The 15,027-nt window shown below is 39.8% G+C and carries 15 protein-coding genes; 2 read left to right on the forward strand and 13 right to left on the reverse strand.

The window, feature by feature from the left end:
* Positions 1-2: 2 nt before the first annotated feature.
* From GSQ84_RS11785 to GSQ84_RS11825, 9 genes are all read right to left on the reverse strand, one after another.
* Positions 3-2,609 (reverse strand): DUF5686 and carboxypeptidase-like regulatory domain-containing protein, encoded by a 2,607-nt coding sequence (locus GSQ84_RS11785; protein WP_158797468.1) that lies wholly within the window; start codon positions 2,607-2,609, stop codon positions 3-5.
* A gap of 13 nt (positions 2,610-2,622) precedes the next feature.
* Entirely contained in the window at positions 2,623-2,994 is a 372-nt protein-coding gene (locus tag GSQ84_RS11790; protein ID WP_158797469.1) for a GtrA family protein, read from the reverse strand.
* Position 2,995: 1 nt separating this feature from the next.
* Entirely contained in the window at positions 2,996-3,448 is a 453-nt protein-coding gene (locus GSQ84_RS11795; RefSeq protein WP_158797470.1) for a phosphatidylglycerophosphatase A, read from the reverse strand.
* 31 nt (positions 3,449-3,479) lie between these two features.
* Positions 3,480-4,469 carry an NAD(P)-dependent oxidoreductase gene (locus tag GSQ84_RS11800; RefSeq protein ID WP_158797471.1) on the reverse strand — a complete coding sequence of 330 codons (990 nt, stop codon included), beginning with the start codon at positions 4,467-4,469 and terminating at the stop codon, positions 3,480-3,482.
* Between the two features lie 62 nt (positions 4,470-4,531).
* Positions 4,532-5,737, reverse strand: coding sequence for an aminotransferase class I/II-fold pyridoxal phosphate-dependent enzyme (locus GSQ84_RS11805; RefSeq protein ID WP_158797472.1), 1,206 nt, complete (start codon positions 5,735-5,737; stop codon positions 4,532-4,534).
* A gap of 278 nt (positions 5,738-6,015) precedes the next feature.
* Complete coding sequence (locus tag GSQ84_RS11810; RefSeq protein WP_158797473.1) at positions 6,016-6,627, reverse strand: TetR/AcrR family transcriptional regulator; 612 nt, start codon at positions 6,625-6,627, stop codon at positions 6,016-6,018.
* A gap of 131 nt (positions 6,628-6,758) precedes the next feature.
* Positions 6,759-7,103, reverse strand: a complete 345-nt coding sequence (locus tag GSQ84_RS11815; protein ID WP_158797474.1) for a helix-turn-helix domain-containing protein — start codon at positions 7,101-7,103, stop codon at positions 6,759-6,761.
* 151 nt (positions 7,104-7,254) lie between these two features.
* Entirely contained in the window at positions 7,255-8,619 is a 1,365-nt protein-coding gene (locus GSQ84_RS11820) for a hypothetical protein (protein WP_158797475.1), read from the reverse strand.
* Complete coding sequence (locus GSQ84_RS11825) at positions 8,619-9,188, reverse strand: RNA polymerase sigma factor (RefSeq protein WP_254070842.1); 570 nt, start codon at positions 9,186-9,188, stop codon at positions 8,619-8,621. The genes GSQ84_RS11820 and GSQ84_RS11825 overlap by 1 nt, the downstream gene beginning before the upstream one ends.
* 203 nt (positions 9,189-9,391) lie before the next feature.
* Between GSQ84_RS11825 and GSQ84_RS11830 the strand changes: the two genes are divergently transcribed.
* Complete coding sequence (locus GSQ84_RS11830; RefSeq protein ID WP_158797476.1) at positions 9,392-10,117, forward strand: DUF4397 domain-containing protein; 726 nt, start codon at positions 9,392-9,394, stop codon at positions 10,115-10,117.
* 50 nt (positions 10,118-10,167) lie between these two features.
* Here the strand turns inward: GSQ84_RS11830 and GSQ84_RS11835 are convergent, their stop codons facing one another.
* From GSQ84_RS11835 to GSQ84_RS11845, 3 genes are all read right to left on the reverse strand, one after another.
* Positions 10,168-10,377, reverse strand: coding sequence for a hypothetical protein (locus tag GSQ84_RS11835; RefSeq protein WP_158797477.1), 210 nt, complete (start codon positions 10,375-10,377; stop codon positions 10,168-10,170).
* Positions 10,378-10,454: 77 nt separating this feature from the next.
* Positions 10,455-11,873, reverse strand: coding sequence for a glycoside hydrolase family 125 protein (locus GSQ84_RS11840; protein WP_158797478.1), 1,419 nt, complete (start codon positions 11,871-11,873; stop codon positions 10,455-10,457).
* 75 nt (positions 11,874-11,948) lie between these two features.
* Positions 11,949-12,797 (reverse strand): SMP-30/gluconolactonase/LRE family protein, encoded by an 849-nt coding sequence (locus GSQ84_RS11845; protein WP_254070843.1) that lies wholly within the window; start codon positions 12,795-12,797, stop codon positions 11,949-11,951.
* 186 nt (positions 12,798-12,983) lie between these two features.
* On the opposite strand from GSQ84_RS11845, the gene GSQ84_RS11850 reads away from it, so the two are divergent.
* Positions 12,984-14,204: a dicarboxylate/amino acid:cation symporter gene (locus tag GSQ84_RS11850; protein ID WP_158797480.1), complete on the forward strand. Its 1,221-nt coding sequence runs from the start codon at positions 12,984-12,986 to the stop codon at positions 14,202-14,204.
* Here GSQ84_RS11850 and GSQ84_RS11855 read toward each other — a convergent pair.
* On the reverse strand, positions 14,191-14,997 hold the full coding sequence (locus GSQ84_RS11855) for a hypothetical protein (protein WP_158797481.1): 807 nt from the start codon (positions 14,995-14,997) through the stop codon (positions 14,191-14,193). The two genes, GSQ84_RS11850 and GSQ84_RS11855, sit on opposite strands and share 14 nt — an antisense overlap.
* Between the last annotated feature and the right edge of the window lie 30 nt (positions 14,998-15,027).

Here is a 15,027-nt window from a genome sequence, read left to right on the forward strand (position 1 = left end):
TATTAAAAATCTAATTTAGCCAGTGCCCTCAGACCATATTGGGAGACACCTGGATTATTAAGGTAATTAAAACGCTTCACCATGTCTATACGTAATATCTTAAATATATTACCGATACCCACACTCCCCTCCATATATGGCGTTCTGCCCAATGCATAAGTAGTTTGCTGGCCTGCCGCATTGGTTGGATATCTGAATAGAGAAGGATCATTATTTGGATTATTCTCGGATCTTACCCCACCATACAATGCTTTGAACGATATTGTTTCCCTTAATTTCAGTTTTTTGATCAATGGTATTTTATTAAAGAAGAAGCCATTGAAATGATGATCAATATACAAACTGCTATAGTGATCACTGACAAACTCCAGGAAGTTCATTAAGTTATAAGAATCCAGCTGATAAGCATAAGTCTGGTTGGCACGGTGGATGGTCATTAATGGAAAGGGCACCTTACCAAAAGTATAACCACCTTCGAGCGTGACATCAGAATAACCGAACTGGGAAAGATAAACACGTTTGTCAATACGTCCGATAACGTTCTGGAAATTATACTGACCATCAAATACACCTTTGAAGCCCTGTGTATAGTTCAGTGTGAAGATAGGATCTTTATCAATGATCGGCACCCTGTAGATCTTACCCTGATAAAACTTCTCATTCGGTGCATAACGCAGCGTTAAGCTTACCTCAGAAGTGGTCACCTGATCAACTGAGTTGATGGTGTTATTTTCTGTATTTTGATAAACCAAAGCACCTGCGGGAGCTTGTGTCCATTTCTGTGCGGTCAGCTCATAAGAAAAATGGCTTTCAAACTCTTTCTTGTAATCCAGTTTATAGTAATCATTATACAATAAGATATTATTTTCACCACGCTTAAAGGAAAGCAGGAAGTTGTCTTCCTGAACAAACTGCAGTTCCTGACCCGGAATTTTAGTATCCCTCTGGAAACTTGCCCTGATATAATCCTGAGGGAAAGCATAGATAGACTTATTATTGATAGAATAAGTTGCACTTCCAAAAAACTTAAACTTCTCGTCTTTTAAACCATAAGCGCCATACGTTTCAAAGTAATACCTTTTACTCAATTCTGGGGTAGTACGACCACCTAAACGAAGACGTAAGCCCTCTACACTGTTAAAGCTATAAAATGTATTTACCGGACCTACTTCAAATGGCCCGAAATTCTTGTAGCCTGCAAAGAATAAAGTCAGCAAATCTGCTGTTCTCTTGAAAGAAGGTATAGTCTGCAGGGTATCAATATTTTTATAGATCTTCAGATTGGTTTTCAAGGTAGTATCTGCCGAACGCTGCGCTGTCCAGAACTGGTCTGATTGTGCTTCAGCAGTAGGTGCAGTAGTTACTGCCAATCCTTCATATATCGTTGCCGGCTGTGGTTTATTCAATTGATAATTTTTTACAATTACCGTACGCTCACCTGTAAAACCTGTTCCACCATTTTTATTGATCCCAAAATCTACGATCAGGTCGGTCTTAGATAAATGGTACCTGCCATCAGGATTTTTCTCGAAATCCAATTTAGCCTCCAGCGTCCTTACAAAGTTAATATTCGTGTTTTTATTGATGGTCAGGTAAGCATCCTGTACAGCATAATTGCCATCCATGGTGATATACATCTTACCTTCAAATAAAAGGTCGGTATTGTTTCTCGGGATAAAAGATAACTCGATCAGGTTAGGCACATGCGTTTTAATCGTATCTGTTATAAAAAACTTATAAAACGTTGGCGATACATCCGCAATCGGGCTCAGGAACTGGTTACTCATCAGCGAAATGTTACTCTGATAAATGTTCACATCAGCGTACATTCTTTCAAAATATTTACTTAAGCCTTTTGTATCAATAAATTTAGCATCGTAATTGACGTGTTTATCACCTGTAAAGATCTGTTTTTTCTTTTCTGGTGATTTCTGCAGATAATTGTCTGATACCTTTTCTTCCAGGAAAATAGGAAGAATAGTTTTACCGCCTACTTTGGTAGAATCCTGTTTTTGGAAAAGGAACTGGTAATTTTTGAAAATACGTTTATTTTTAAACTTGTCAGATAAATTACTCAGGGAGAACAGCATCTGCTCATATTGCTCATACTGTACGTGATCGTAATTCGTATTCTGGTTTTTCGCTTTATTTTCGATGACCTTCCTGATCAGTTCTACAGCAGGGTTATTTTTATTTCTGTAAGCGGGCCTTTTATTGGATTTAATAGTTACTTCGGTAAGGCTTTGCGATTCAGATTGCAACCTTACATTAATTACCTGTGTCTCTCCTACCTTGATCGTATAAAAAGCCGCTTTGTAACCTACATAAGTAACCATCAGCTGATCGTGTTTTTCTGAAGTGGAAATCACAAACTTTCCATCGGCATCAGTTTTAGTAATGATTTGTGTTCCTTTAAAAAGAACCGTAGCATAAGGAATAGGGTCTCTGTCTGCAGCATCAACTACTACACCTGTAATGACCGTTTTCACAGGCGCTGGCGCCACAGTTGGAGCAGGTGTGGGTGTTTGTGCAGCGGCCTGGAATACAACGAATGAAAGGGCCAGGGTAAAAATGAATATGAAGTTCTTAAAATGGAGTTTCGAGCTCATGATGCTTTCAATATTAAATAAATACAAATTTCTTTTGCATCAGGAAGTTATAACCGGTTCCGACTGTACAAGAGACAATTATTTTTGACAAAATGTAATTCACGTGCAGGTAATGGGTAACCAGGAAGACCCCTGCGGTGGTCAGCAATAAATTTCCGGTCCATACTAAAATATATTTAAACACCTGAATATGCATGCGCCGCTCCCGGGATTCAAACACCCAGTTACGTCCCATCATAAAATTAACAATTCCGCCAGCTGTGGTACCGAGCACACTGCCAAGCAGATACCACGCATGAAATACCTGCGTACAGACTAATGTAGTAAGAAAGTCAATAATTGAGGCCGATAAAGAAGCGACCTGAGCTTTTACAAAAGTCGCCATATCAATGAATAATAAATCTTATAATCACCTGCAGCATTATATTCGCATATACACCTGCAAGGACGTCGTCAAACATCACTCCCCATCCCCCTGGTAAGTCTTCCAGTTTCCTGATAAAAAGCGGCTTGAAAATATCAAATAGACGAAATAATAATAATCCGATCAGGACATTGGTTAACGTAACAGGAACCCATAAAAGGGTGATACACATTCCGGCAACTTCGTCAATCACTACCCTGTTATGATCTTTGCCCCAGATGGCTTCTACAACATTACCCGACCAAATACCAAGCAAGGTAATGAGACAGGTGATGACCAGTGCAGGTATAAAATTAAAAGCACCGGGATGCACAAAATACCAAACCAGACAGGTTACAGCGGCAGCAGCAGTCCCTGCTCCTTTACCGATATACCCTATACCAAAGGTGGTAGATGTGATCTTATGAAATAACATTTTGTATATATCTTCTGCTAATTAACCCTGTTTATAACCAACTATTTTCTTTGTACCATCTAACTGTTTCTACCAGGCCTGTTTCCAGGTTATAATCAGGACGAAACGCCATGTCCCTGTTTAACCTGAAGATATTGCATGCCCAGTTGATTGCAGTCAGTTCATTCATTTTTTCTTTGTTCAATGCGGGCGAGACCGAAGAATTTTTGTACAGCCATTCCATCAGGGAAGCCAGTGATGCTACCAGAGAAACGGGTAAATGCAATTTCAGCGTTCTCTTTTTCATTGCTTTTTTCACGCCGTCTGCCAAAGCATAACGGTCGTATATATTCCCATCAGACACATTGTATTGTCCTTTTGTTACAGGCGAGAACAGTGCTTTAACGATCACCTTAGCCAGGTCCTTTACATAGATAAAACTCATCTGCTGCTTAAAACCACCAATATGAGGTTCCAATCCCTTGTTAATGGTTTGGAAGAGAATAAAAATATCCTTTTCTCTGGGTCCGTAAACAGCGGTAGGCCTGATAATGATCAAAGGTAATGCTTCAATTGCAGACAGGTACTGTTCTGCCAGCAGTTTACTTTCACCATATTGGGTTACAGGATGAGGTGTGGAATCATCTTCAATTCTTTCTGAGAAATCACGAAGGGGGCCCAGCGCAGCCAGGCTGCTTACGAATATAAATTTTTGGAGATCAATACCAGCAGAAACTGCGGCAAGGGCAAGGTTCCGGCTGTAAAGTGCATTTACCTCATTGTATTCTTCTTTATTTTTAGCTTTGGTAATGCCTGAGGCATGTATGATATAATTGTACTTCTTCTCCTGCATTTCATTTTCAAGACTTGCGGAATCATTAAAATCCAGGAAAGTATATTTGATATCAAATTTTGCGAGATGCTGAATATCACTACTTGGCCTCACTGCTGCAAATACCTCTAAATCTGAGGCCAGTGCAGCAACAATTAAATGGTATCCTACGAAACCACTTGCTCCAGTAATTAAAACGCGCTTCTTCATATAGGTCTTCTGTCATCTCCCCGCCATTCCTGGCGAAGAGATTTGCAAGACAAGTATATTTATCATATACTCACCTTTACAGGGGTTAACTGCACTTCTTTAAAAGCAGCGTACATTTTTTCGACTGCTTCATCAATCTGGGCAAAAGTATGGGTAGCCATCAGTGAAAATCTAATCAAAGATGAATCTGACGGTACAGCGGGTGAAACAACAGGATTGACAAAAATTCCATTCCTGTGAAGGATGTTGGTGATCAGGAAAGTTTTATCATTATCTCTGATGTACACAGGAATAATCGGACTGTCAGTATGTCCAATATCAAATCCCGCGTCTAAAAGTAGTTTTTTTGCATAATTTGTATTATCCCAAAGTTTATCAATTCTTTCTGGTTCTGATTCAATGATATCTAATGCAGCGATTACACTGGCTACAGACGATGGCGGCATACTGGCACTGAACATTAGCGACCTTGCCCTATGTTTAATAAATTCGATCGTATCTTCACTGGCGGCAATAAAACCACCCAGGGAAGCCAGTGACTTGCTGAAAGTGCCCATGATCAAATCTACCTTGTCAGTCAGGTTAAAATGTGAAGCCACACCGGCGCCATTAAAACCAATTACGCCTAAACTGTGTGCATCATCCATCATGATATTTGCACCAAATTCTTCGGCAATCTGGACAATTTCAGGTAACTTAACAATATCACCTTCCATACTGAATATACCGTCAGCAACAATCAGTTTTGCAGAATCTTCCGGTAACCTGCTTAATTTCTTACGCAGATCATCCATGTCATTGTGTGCATACTTAATCGAACGTGAAAAAGAAAGTCTGCTTCCGTCAATGATAGACGCATGGTCATATTCATCCAGGATCAGGTAATCATTCCTATCCAGCAAGCACGAGATTACACCCAGGTTAACCTGAAATCCTGTACTAAAAAGCACAGCAGCTTCCTTGCCTACAAATGCAGCCAATCTTCTTTCCAGTTCAAGGTGAATATCTAATGTTCCGTTTAAAAATCTCGAACCGGCACAACCAGTTCCATACTTATCGATAGCTGACTTTGCCGCTTCCTTAATCTTCGGATGATTAGTCAGTCCCAGATACGAATTTGAACCGAACATTAAAACTTTCTTCCCCTCAATAATGACCTCAGTGTCTTGTGCTGACTCTATAGATCTGAAATAAGGATATAATCCTCTTTCCTTAATTGCGTTTGCATCTTGAAATGCTGCAACCCTATCACCCAATTTTTTACGCATGCCTGAATTGTATAATGTTTACTTCAGATAGATTCATAATTTTATTTTATTCATTTACAGCTTAATACTAAAAATACTGCACTGAAAGATGTTCTAATATATTAAAAATATGTTAATTTTAAGATAGACAAAAGTAAATTATTCTTAGACCATAACCGTATTTTAGTCTATAATATTATTGTCAAATAAATAATCCAACTTTTTGCACCCTTTTTTATTATCAAATTCTCCAGTATATTTAGTTAAAAAAAATGAAATAACTGATTTAATTCTATTTTTTAGTCCGTTTTCTTCTTTAATGTGTCATTTCCTATGCCTGCTATCAGCATATCTATCATTTCGTCAAAATAATCGTTGGTCTGAAGTTCTGATAACTCAATAGACAAAGGAAAATGAAGGCCCCGAAAAGCGGTTACCATCACAAATGACATTTTATTCATCCTGTCTGTTGACATTTCTTTAAATTCTCCCGACTGAGCGCCTCCCAGTAAGATCTCCCTGATCATATCAATCTGGATTTGCTCATATCGTGATTTGATAAAGATCAGCATTCTCATACTGGCCACCAGATCATCAAATAATACTTCTTTAAAGGAATGGAACCCAATGATAGAGGTAATCTGTGCCTGCAGAAATGCTTTTAGCTTATCTTTTGCAGTGAGAGAGACGTTTACGGCTTCGCGTATCCGTTTCACCACATTTTTCATTTCATCTTCAACTACTGCTTCAAAGATCTCATTTTTGCTGGGAAAATAATAATAAAGCGTACTCTTCCCTTTACCAGCGGCAGTAGCGATCTCTTCCATGGTTGTTTTTTTTAACCCATGTTTTCCAAACAGCTTCTTTGCCCCTAATAATATCTCCTCAATTACAATCTCATCCTTTTCCATTCCACAACATTATAAATAATTAGACCGAAATTCAATTATGGTCCAAAAGTATTACAAATATTTAATTTTACACTATTTAGCTATCAATTGAGACATTCAAATGATATTTAATGTTAATTTAATAAGAAGAATTATTCAGTTTTGAACCTTTTTACTGCGAGGTCTTCTCTTTCATACAATTCAATGAGTTTCCCCTGCAAACGAATTACATTTAATTCCAGTGCAGCAATTTTTTCATTCAGACTTTCGATCTGCATATCTGCAGCATCTTTTTCTTCTCCAACATTGATCAATTGCTTGAGGTCCATTTTATGGATTTTAGCAATTTCCATTACCCGGCTATAGCTGGGATCTGTAAGGCCGGTTTCAATTTTGGAATACGCAGGCACAGATATTTCCAGCATGTCTGCAATATCTTTTTGGGTGTAGCCGCTTTTCAGGCGAAGGGTTTTGAACTTCTGTCCTAGTGATTTCATATAAGAGGTTAATTTGTTTAGTATTAAAATACCAATTATAAAACATAATTATCCCCAAAAGTAATTAAAAAAGTATAAAAACAATATTTAATTAATTTATACAGAAACAAAGAGAAATTTCACCGTTTGAGGCAATATTAAGGTGGTAACATTAGAAAGCCAGCTGGAACTTGATACCGCTGTTCATCAGTTTCAGGTCTTCATCAGAAAGTTTTCCAATGGGCAGTTTAACGAAAGGTTCTATCAGGATATCATAATGATTAAAGATGTGCTGTTTGCGGCCTATAGAAAAATTAAAAAAACCAAGATAACTGTTCCCCTGTAAAGGACTATCTGTAACCGGCTCAGAAACTTCCTGGCTTACCAGCGCTTTGTAAGAAGCAGGAACTCCTGTAAATTGATTGACAGTCATCTGGTTAACCTGCGCAACCTGAACAACTGTGTTATTACGCTTATCACTCAACACATTAAAATAAGAGATACCTGCGCTGGTATAATAATGCTTGTTCACATTATAAACCAATCCAAGAGGAATATCAATCGCTTTAATGTTCGCATCCACACCCACCAGCTGTTTGCTGGAAAGGGTACGTGCAAAAGACTGCATGTTACCCATAGCAGGCGGCGAGATACTTTTCCCTCCTTCCAGCTGTACCATCGCGATCCCTGAACTGATGGAGAATTTGCTGGAAATTCTATATGCAGTAGTTACTGCAGCCCCCACATTGGTACTTGCACTGGTTGCTGAAGGAATGACAGCCAATCCGAAATCCCATTTGGATCCCGCTTCCTTTCTTTTCACAGCTACCGAACCAGCTTTTGATTCTGCAGTCAGGAAATCGATTGTACTCATTTTTTTATTTTTTGTGCTTGCAGCAGTATCCTGTTTTCCAATAGCAGGAACTGCCGTTGCAGCAATTCTGTTCTGTGCGGTTTGCGGGTTTTTCTTTTCCTCGAGGAAAGTATTTGGTGTTTCAGGATTTTTCAGGGGTTTCTCCTTTAACTGCTCAGCCGAAAGCTTTGCGGTAGACGTATTTAAATGCAGATTTCCATTGGAAGAGGATTGTTTTTTATCAGTTGCAGAACGATGATTAACTTTTATTCCGGATATTTTATCGCTGACAGCAGCAGCTATATTGTTATTTGCAAGTTGAGTAGCAGAGCTTGCATGAGAAGTTCTGGCATCGCTTTGAATAGTGGTATCCTTAAGGCCTGCCGATGGCGATGCCAAACCGGCGCCCGTAGTTTTATCAGGATCAGGCGTTTGACCAGGCTTAGATTTCTGAAAAACCAGGTGTTCTGTACGACCCTGAGGGATAAAATCCTTCCGATTAAAAAACAGTATCGAAGCGACAAGGAAGAGCACTGCGGCAATTCTCATCCATAGGGGAAATAAAACCCGTTTCTTTTCTTTGGTTTTGATAAACGACTCCCATTCGCCCGGAACATAGGTTTCCTCATAATCTTCGAAAAGATCTGTAATTCCCTTTATCAATTCTTTTTTAGGCTGTTCCATTACTTAATCTCAATACTTTTTAAATAGAGCTCCCTTAATTTTTGTTTGGCCCTGGTCAGGTAGGTGCGACTGGAACTAACAGGTATCGTTAGCATCTCACCGATTTCATCATGGCTAAATCCTTCAATTTCATATAAATTAAAAACAGTGCGGTGCAGATCGGGCAGTTCATACAAGAGTTTTAGTATATCTTCTACAAACAACTTCCCTTCTGCTTCTACATGACTTACCGGTAATTCATCAGTGTATTCCTCTACATAGATCAATGCAGATTTATTGGCCCTGATTTTATCCAGTGCAGTGCGAACTGTAATTTTTGCCAGCCAGGCTTTAAATGTTTTCTGAAAATCTTCCAGGTTATGATCATGCCTAAAGTCGTACATGGTTTTAAACGCTTTCATAAAACTATCGTTCACCACTTCCCTGGCAATATTCCTGTCTTTGAAATAACGGGTAGCTACGCCCATCAGATAACCCCAATACTGGATATATATACGTTCCTGTATACGGTCATCACGGGCACTCAAACCCGCGATGATCTCTTCGAACACCGTACTTTTATTATCCACGCTTCGCGAAGCCAATTTTATCAGTCAATCTGTCTATTTTTTTTTGCCTTGCATTAAACGCAGCATCTACATTTTGGGTATAAACGTAGCTGCCAGTCAAAACGCTACAACAAATAAATTTATTAAAAAATACCAAAACATAGTGTAGCGTTCTCCATTTACCCTGCGTTTTAAGACCAAAAGCATCATTAAAATTATTAAACATGAGATTTAAATTTACCCCATTATCAAAAAATTTCCGGAGATCCGGTGTTTTTCTATCCTTGCTCGGTATCACTGTTGCCTTCAGTTCCTGCGTTAAAAATAATGATTCCTATCAGGCTCCACAGCAAGTTGCTGCTTTGGCAATAACCAATGCATCTTCTAATTCAACCTCTCTGGACTTTTACCTTGACAATACTTCTACAAGAGTAAACTCCAATCCTTTATTATACGGTCAGAAAATTGATTATGTCCGTGCCTATCCCGGTCAGAGAACTGGTATTGTAACCAATTCAAACAGCTCGTCCGTGGTATATACCAATAAATTTACGCTGGTTGCCGGCGATTATCATTCGCTTTATATTGTAGACAAAGGGGATTCATTGAACTTTTTACTGGTAAAAGATCAGTTTACCACACCTCCCACCCATAAAGCAATGGTACGTTTTGCCAATCTTTCACCAGATTCCATTGCTTACAGTTTGGAATTGGTTGGAGACACTACTGCCTTTACCGGCAAAACTTTTAAAACTTTAACCAGCTTTAAACCAATTACCCCTTCCTCTACTTATACCATTAATTTAAGGAACACAGCTACAAATACTATCGTAGCTACCTTGACAAATGTATTACTGGTAGATCAGACGTTTTATACCATCTGGGCTAAAGGATTAGCGAATACCACAGTAGCGGCACAGAAAACGGCGATACAGGTAAGCCAGCATTAAACGAATTTTTTAGCCGAACCATCTGACCGTTATGGTCAGGTGGCTTTTTATTACCTGCTGCCCTGTTTCAAAATAAAGGCACCCAGCATAATAGCAACCACCAAGCCCGAAATTCCGGGAAAAAGGATGAAGAGATACAGAATACCACTTACTCCCGCTACTGCGAGAACGAACAACAATCCTTTTAAAGGCGTTTCCATTCTAAAAGCAGCGATAACTGCAAATAAATAAAAAACGGCAGCGAGTGTAGGTAGGAACATGTTACAAATATGCTAACTCAATGTTAAGTTAATGTTAACACCTGCGCATATTTCATTTAAATGACATTCTTTTGCTGTTAACTCAGTAAGTCGGGTCTTTCCTGATAAGTTTTCCATAACAATTCTCCAAACATGGTATTTACCCATGGAAAAGAAGCCCGGGTATACTGCCTGGCATTGTCTACATGAAAAGATTCATGCATAAAACCGGTATCCCCATGGCTTTTTTGAAGCATACTCAGACAGGTTTTGATCTCTCCCTCATCAGTAGTAGTCAGGGCCCTCACAATAATACTCATTGGCCATACCATGTTCTTCCCGATATGTGGCCCCCCTATACCTTCTGCTACCTTACCTTTATAAAAATAAGGATTATCAGCCGACAGTATCATTTTCCTTGTGTTCAGGTAAATAGGATCACTCATAGATACTGTCCCAAGGTAAGGTAGGGCTAGTAAACTGGGGATATTGGCATCATCCATCAGGTTATAACTACCATAACCATTAACTTCATAAGCAAATACCTTTCCATAGGTTTCGTGGTCAATGATCGCATATTTTTGCAGTGCATGTCTTACTTCAAGCGCAAGCGCTTCCATATCCTGTGCCACCTGCTCATCACCCTTAACGGCACGGATCATTTCAGCCGCTTGTCTCAGGCTAAGTACGGCAAAGAAATTGGAGGGCACATGAAAAGAGAACGTAGCCGCGTCCTCACTAGGCCGGAAAGATGAACAGATCAGTCCCACTGGTTTTACAGGGAAACCAAATCCCTGCATGGGCAGGTTATCCGTAGCCCAGGCGGTAGTACGCTGGAAATGATAAGGGCCATCATTATCTTTACGTTGTTGTTCTTTAAAAGTTTTCAGGATAAGCTTCATTGCCGCCTGCCAATTTGCATCAAAATGGCTGGTATCTTTAGTCTGCAGCCAGTAGCGGTAAGACAGGCGAATAGGATAACATAAAGAATCAAGTTCCCATTTACGTTCGTGAACGCCAGGCAGCATCGAGGTTAAGTCGTCTTTAAATTCAGAGATCTTTGTTGGGTCATTAAAAAACGAACTGGCATAAGGATCGGTAAGAATAAACTTTACCTGTCTGTTTATTACCCCTGCTACCATGTCTTTTAAGGCTTTATCTTTCCGCAGAAACGGAAGATAAGCCCATACTTCAGCACTGCTGTCCCTAAGCCACATGGCATCGATATCACCACTGCTTACATAAGTATCAGGCAAATTATTTACAGTAGCGAAAGCCACGGAGGTATCTAGAGAATTTGGGAAACAATTATTAAACAGCCACGCAAATTCTTTATTTTTTACTTTAGCCGTAAAATCTGACACCACATTATCAATCGTTTTACTGGTAAAACGACGTAATGCAGGCAACTTCCTGACTACAGGAAAAGCCGGGTCATCTGCAAAAGCAAGTAATTTGCCAGACAACATCGCCGCAGTTAAAAGTCCCGCTTTTTGTACAAAAGATCTTCTTTTCATTAATATTTAGCTGCTAAAAGCATTAATTCAATTCAATGATAATAATTTTGTTTGTTCAAACCAACCCCGCAAGGGTTATTCTACTCCTTTAACCAGCATAGGTATCAAATAGATTGCTTTAGATGCCGTGATAAATAACTGGTTACGATTTTTACCGCCGAAACATACATTTGAAGTCCAGGGTTCTTTTACTTCAATATGACCTATCAGCTTTCCTTCCGGATTATAGATCGATACTCCGTTACCAGCAAGGTAAAGATTTCCTTTTTCATCGATGGTGATACCATCGGCACCCTGACTGACAACCTGCTTTTGCTCCGTTAAATTACCACCTGCATCAATTGCGTAGCGGTAAGTTTTATTCCGTTGAATATCGGCTACATATAAAAACTTACCATCAGGTGTTCCCACAATACCATTAGGCTTGGTCACATCTTCTGCCACTACCCTTACTTTTGCAGATTTGCCCGGCGGCAGATAATAGACTTTTTGCCCTTCAATTTCCGCATGCTGACGCAGCCAGTAATCACGCTGGTAATAAGGATCGGTGAAATATATTCCTCCCTTGCTGTCTGCCCACAAGTCGTTGGGCCCGTTTAACTTTTTACCATCAACATTCTCCAGTAAGACTTTAACTTTTCCATTTTTGCTGACCGACCAGAGTTCATTGTGCTCATCGGCGCAAACCAGGAGCTGACCATTGCGGGCAAAATACATTCCATTGGCACGACCTGCATGATCTTTAAATAAGGACAGTTTTCCATCCGTACCGTATTTCCAGATCTGATTATTGGGCTGGTCGGTAAAAAAAATATCTCCTTCAGCATTCACTGCCGGCCCTTCTGTAAAAGCAAACTGGCGTGATATCAGCTTCAGGCTATCCTGACGGTACAATTGTGCATTGGTTTTAACTGTATTCATCATTAATATAAGCATCAGCATTAAGCACAGGCAAAATCTGCCGCGTAGGTAAAAGTATCTCATCGTGTAATATATAGAACAACCTGCTATTTAAGCCCAAAAATCAGACCATCCATCAAAAATTTGACAGTTTAGACTCAAAAGCGTGTTAAAATGTAGATTTTTACTTTTAAAGATTACATTAGCTATATGCATAACTTCTACAGGAATTATAAAGGTATTTTATGGCTGATTGCCGGTATTATTGCGGGCAGCATTGCAGGATTGATCTTTGGGGAACGCGTTAAAGTTTTAAAGCCTATTGGCGATATTTTCTTAAATCTCCTGTTTACTGCAGTTATCCCGCTGGTATTTTTCTCAGTTTCTTCTGCCATTGGCGGATTGAAGGAAACCAATAAACTGACACGGATGATGACCGTAATGACACTCGTATTTTTAGCTACCGTACTGATCTCTGCCTCGCTGACTATCCTGGCCGTTAAATTATTCCCTGTACATGAGCATATGACTGCAGCACCGCTCACAGAAACAATCGTTAAAAAGCCATTCGGCGATCAGCTGACACAATTGCTAACTACCAGCGAGTTTTTTGAATTGCTTTCCAGGAAAAGCATGCTGGCCATGATCATCTTTTCCGTGCTCACGGGTTTTGCCACTTTACGTTCCGGCACAAAGGGAGGCGACTTCTCCAGGTTTCTGAATGCAGCAAATGAAGTTTTTAAAAATCTGTTTGTCATTATTATGAAAATTGCACCGCTCGGTTTGGGTGCTTATTTCGCATATCAGGTAGGTGTTTTTGGACCGCAGTTATTTGGCACTTATGCCAGGTCGCTGGGTATTTATTATGGCACCGGTGCTTTTTACTTTGTAGTTTTGTTTAGCTTTTATGCTTTTGTTGCTGCCGGGGTAAAAGGAATTAAAATCTATTGGAAAAATAACATTATCCCCTCTGCTACAGCTATAGGCACCTGCAGCAGTATAGCCAATATTCCTGCCAACCTGGAAGCTGCCGGCAAAATGGGCATTCCGGAATACATTACCAGCGTCACCATTCCATTGGGCGCTACCTTACATAAAGACGGATCCAGTATTTCTTCAATTGTTAAAATGGCGGTTGTATTTGCCCTTTTCGGTAAAGGTTTTGACAGTGTAGAAACCATAGCGCTGGCCCTGGGCATGACTGTACTGGTAAGTATTGTAGAAGGAGGAATCCCTAACGGAGGATATGTTGGAGAGCTGCTGTTTATCTCTGCTTATGGTTTTCCACCCGAAGCATTGCCGCCTGCTATGATCATAGGCACTTTAGTAGACCCTATGGCTACCCTGCTAAATTCTACAGGTGATACCGTTGCCGCGATGCTGGTTACCCGTTTTACCGAAGGAAAAAATTGGCTAACTACAAAGGCATAAAGCCATTCTCTACATTTTCATCCTGCAGCCCAAGAATAGAATAGTGACGGGGAAGGTACCACGTTACCGTTTGCATCATATTTTTATAATGGGTTTCTGATTCAAAAAACTCAGGGGTAATGTTAAAGGCAAGATCCTGACTTACTTCTTCCCCATTCTTACGAATCATCAACAAGACCTTTGGATTTTCTATCCCGTTCAGTTCAAAAAACTCCCTTAATAATTTCCTGCTTGGCACTGGAAGAACAAACTCTGAGGGCTGTCCAATGGTAATCTCTTCTCCTTTAGAAAGTTCTTCGGGAATATTGATATTGCCAAAAGGGCTTTCCGGTTTAAAGAAACTGCCGTTCAAATAGTAATTTAAAATATCGCCGTAGCTGAGTATCCAGTCGGGCTGACCGGTTCCGGGATTAATCACAATGCCATAACCTCTTTTGATCAGGAAGTCTGGCACCATTTGATCAATGACAAAAGATTGAAATTCTTCACCTGGCGCAGGTACAAACAACTGGAAATAAGGAAAACCATCAGGCCCCGCTATTACCTGCGGAGTACCACAACGAAAGCTGGCTAAAGGAAGATTGGATAAAAAATTTCCTGCCCATTCTGCATCGCGAAGTGCTGCAGGTTGATTGAGCAATGTTTCGATGAGCGCTGTTTTTTCCAGGTCGCCTGCATAATTGTTCAATTGATCTTTATTCGCTGAGTCAGCAATAGGCTCTGCCTGAACAACTTCGGCAGGCTTTACTGATTTTTCCGTTTCAGTCTTTTTAAAAATATCGAACAACCCCATATCAATCTGTCTTTTTATACGCTATAATGC

This window comes from Pedobacter sp. L105 (assembly GCF_009765875.1).
Classification (GTDB): domain Bacteria; phylum Bacteroidota; class Bacteroidia; order Sphingobacteriales; family Sphingobacteriaceae; genus Pedobacter.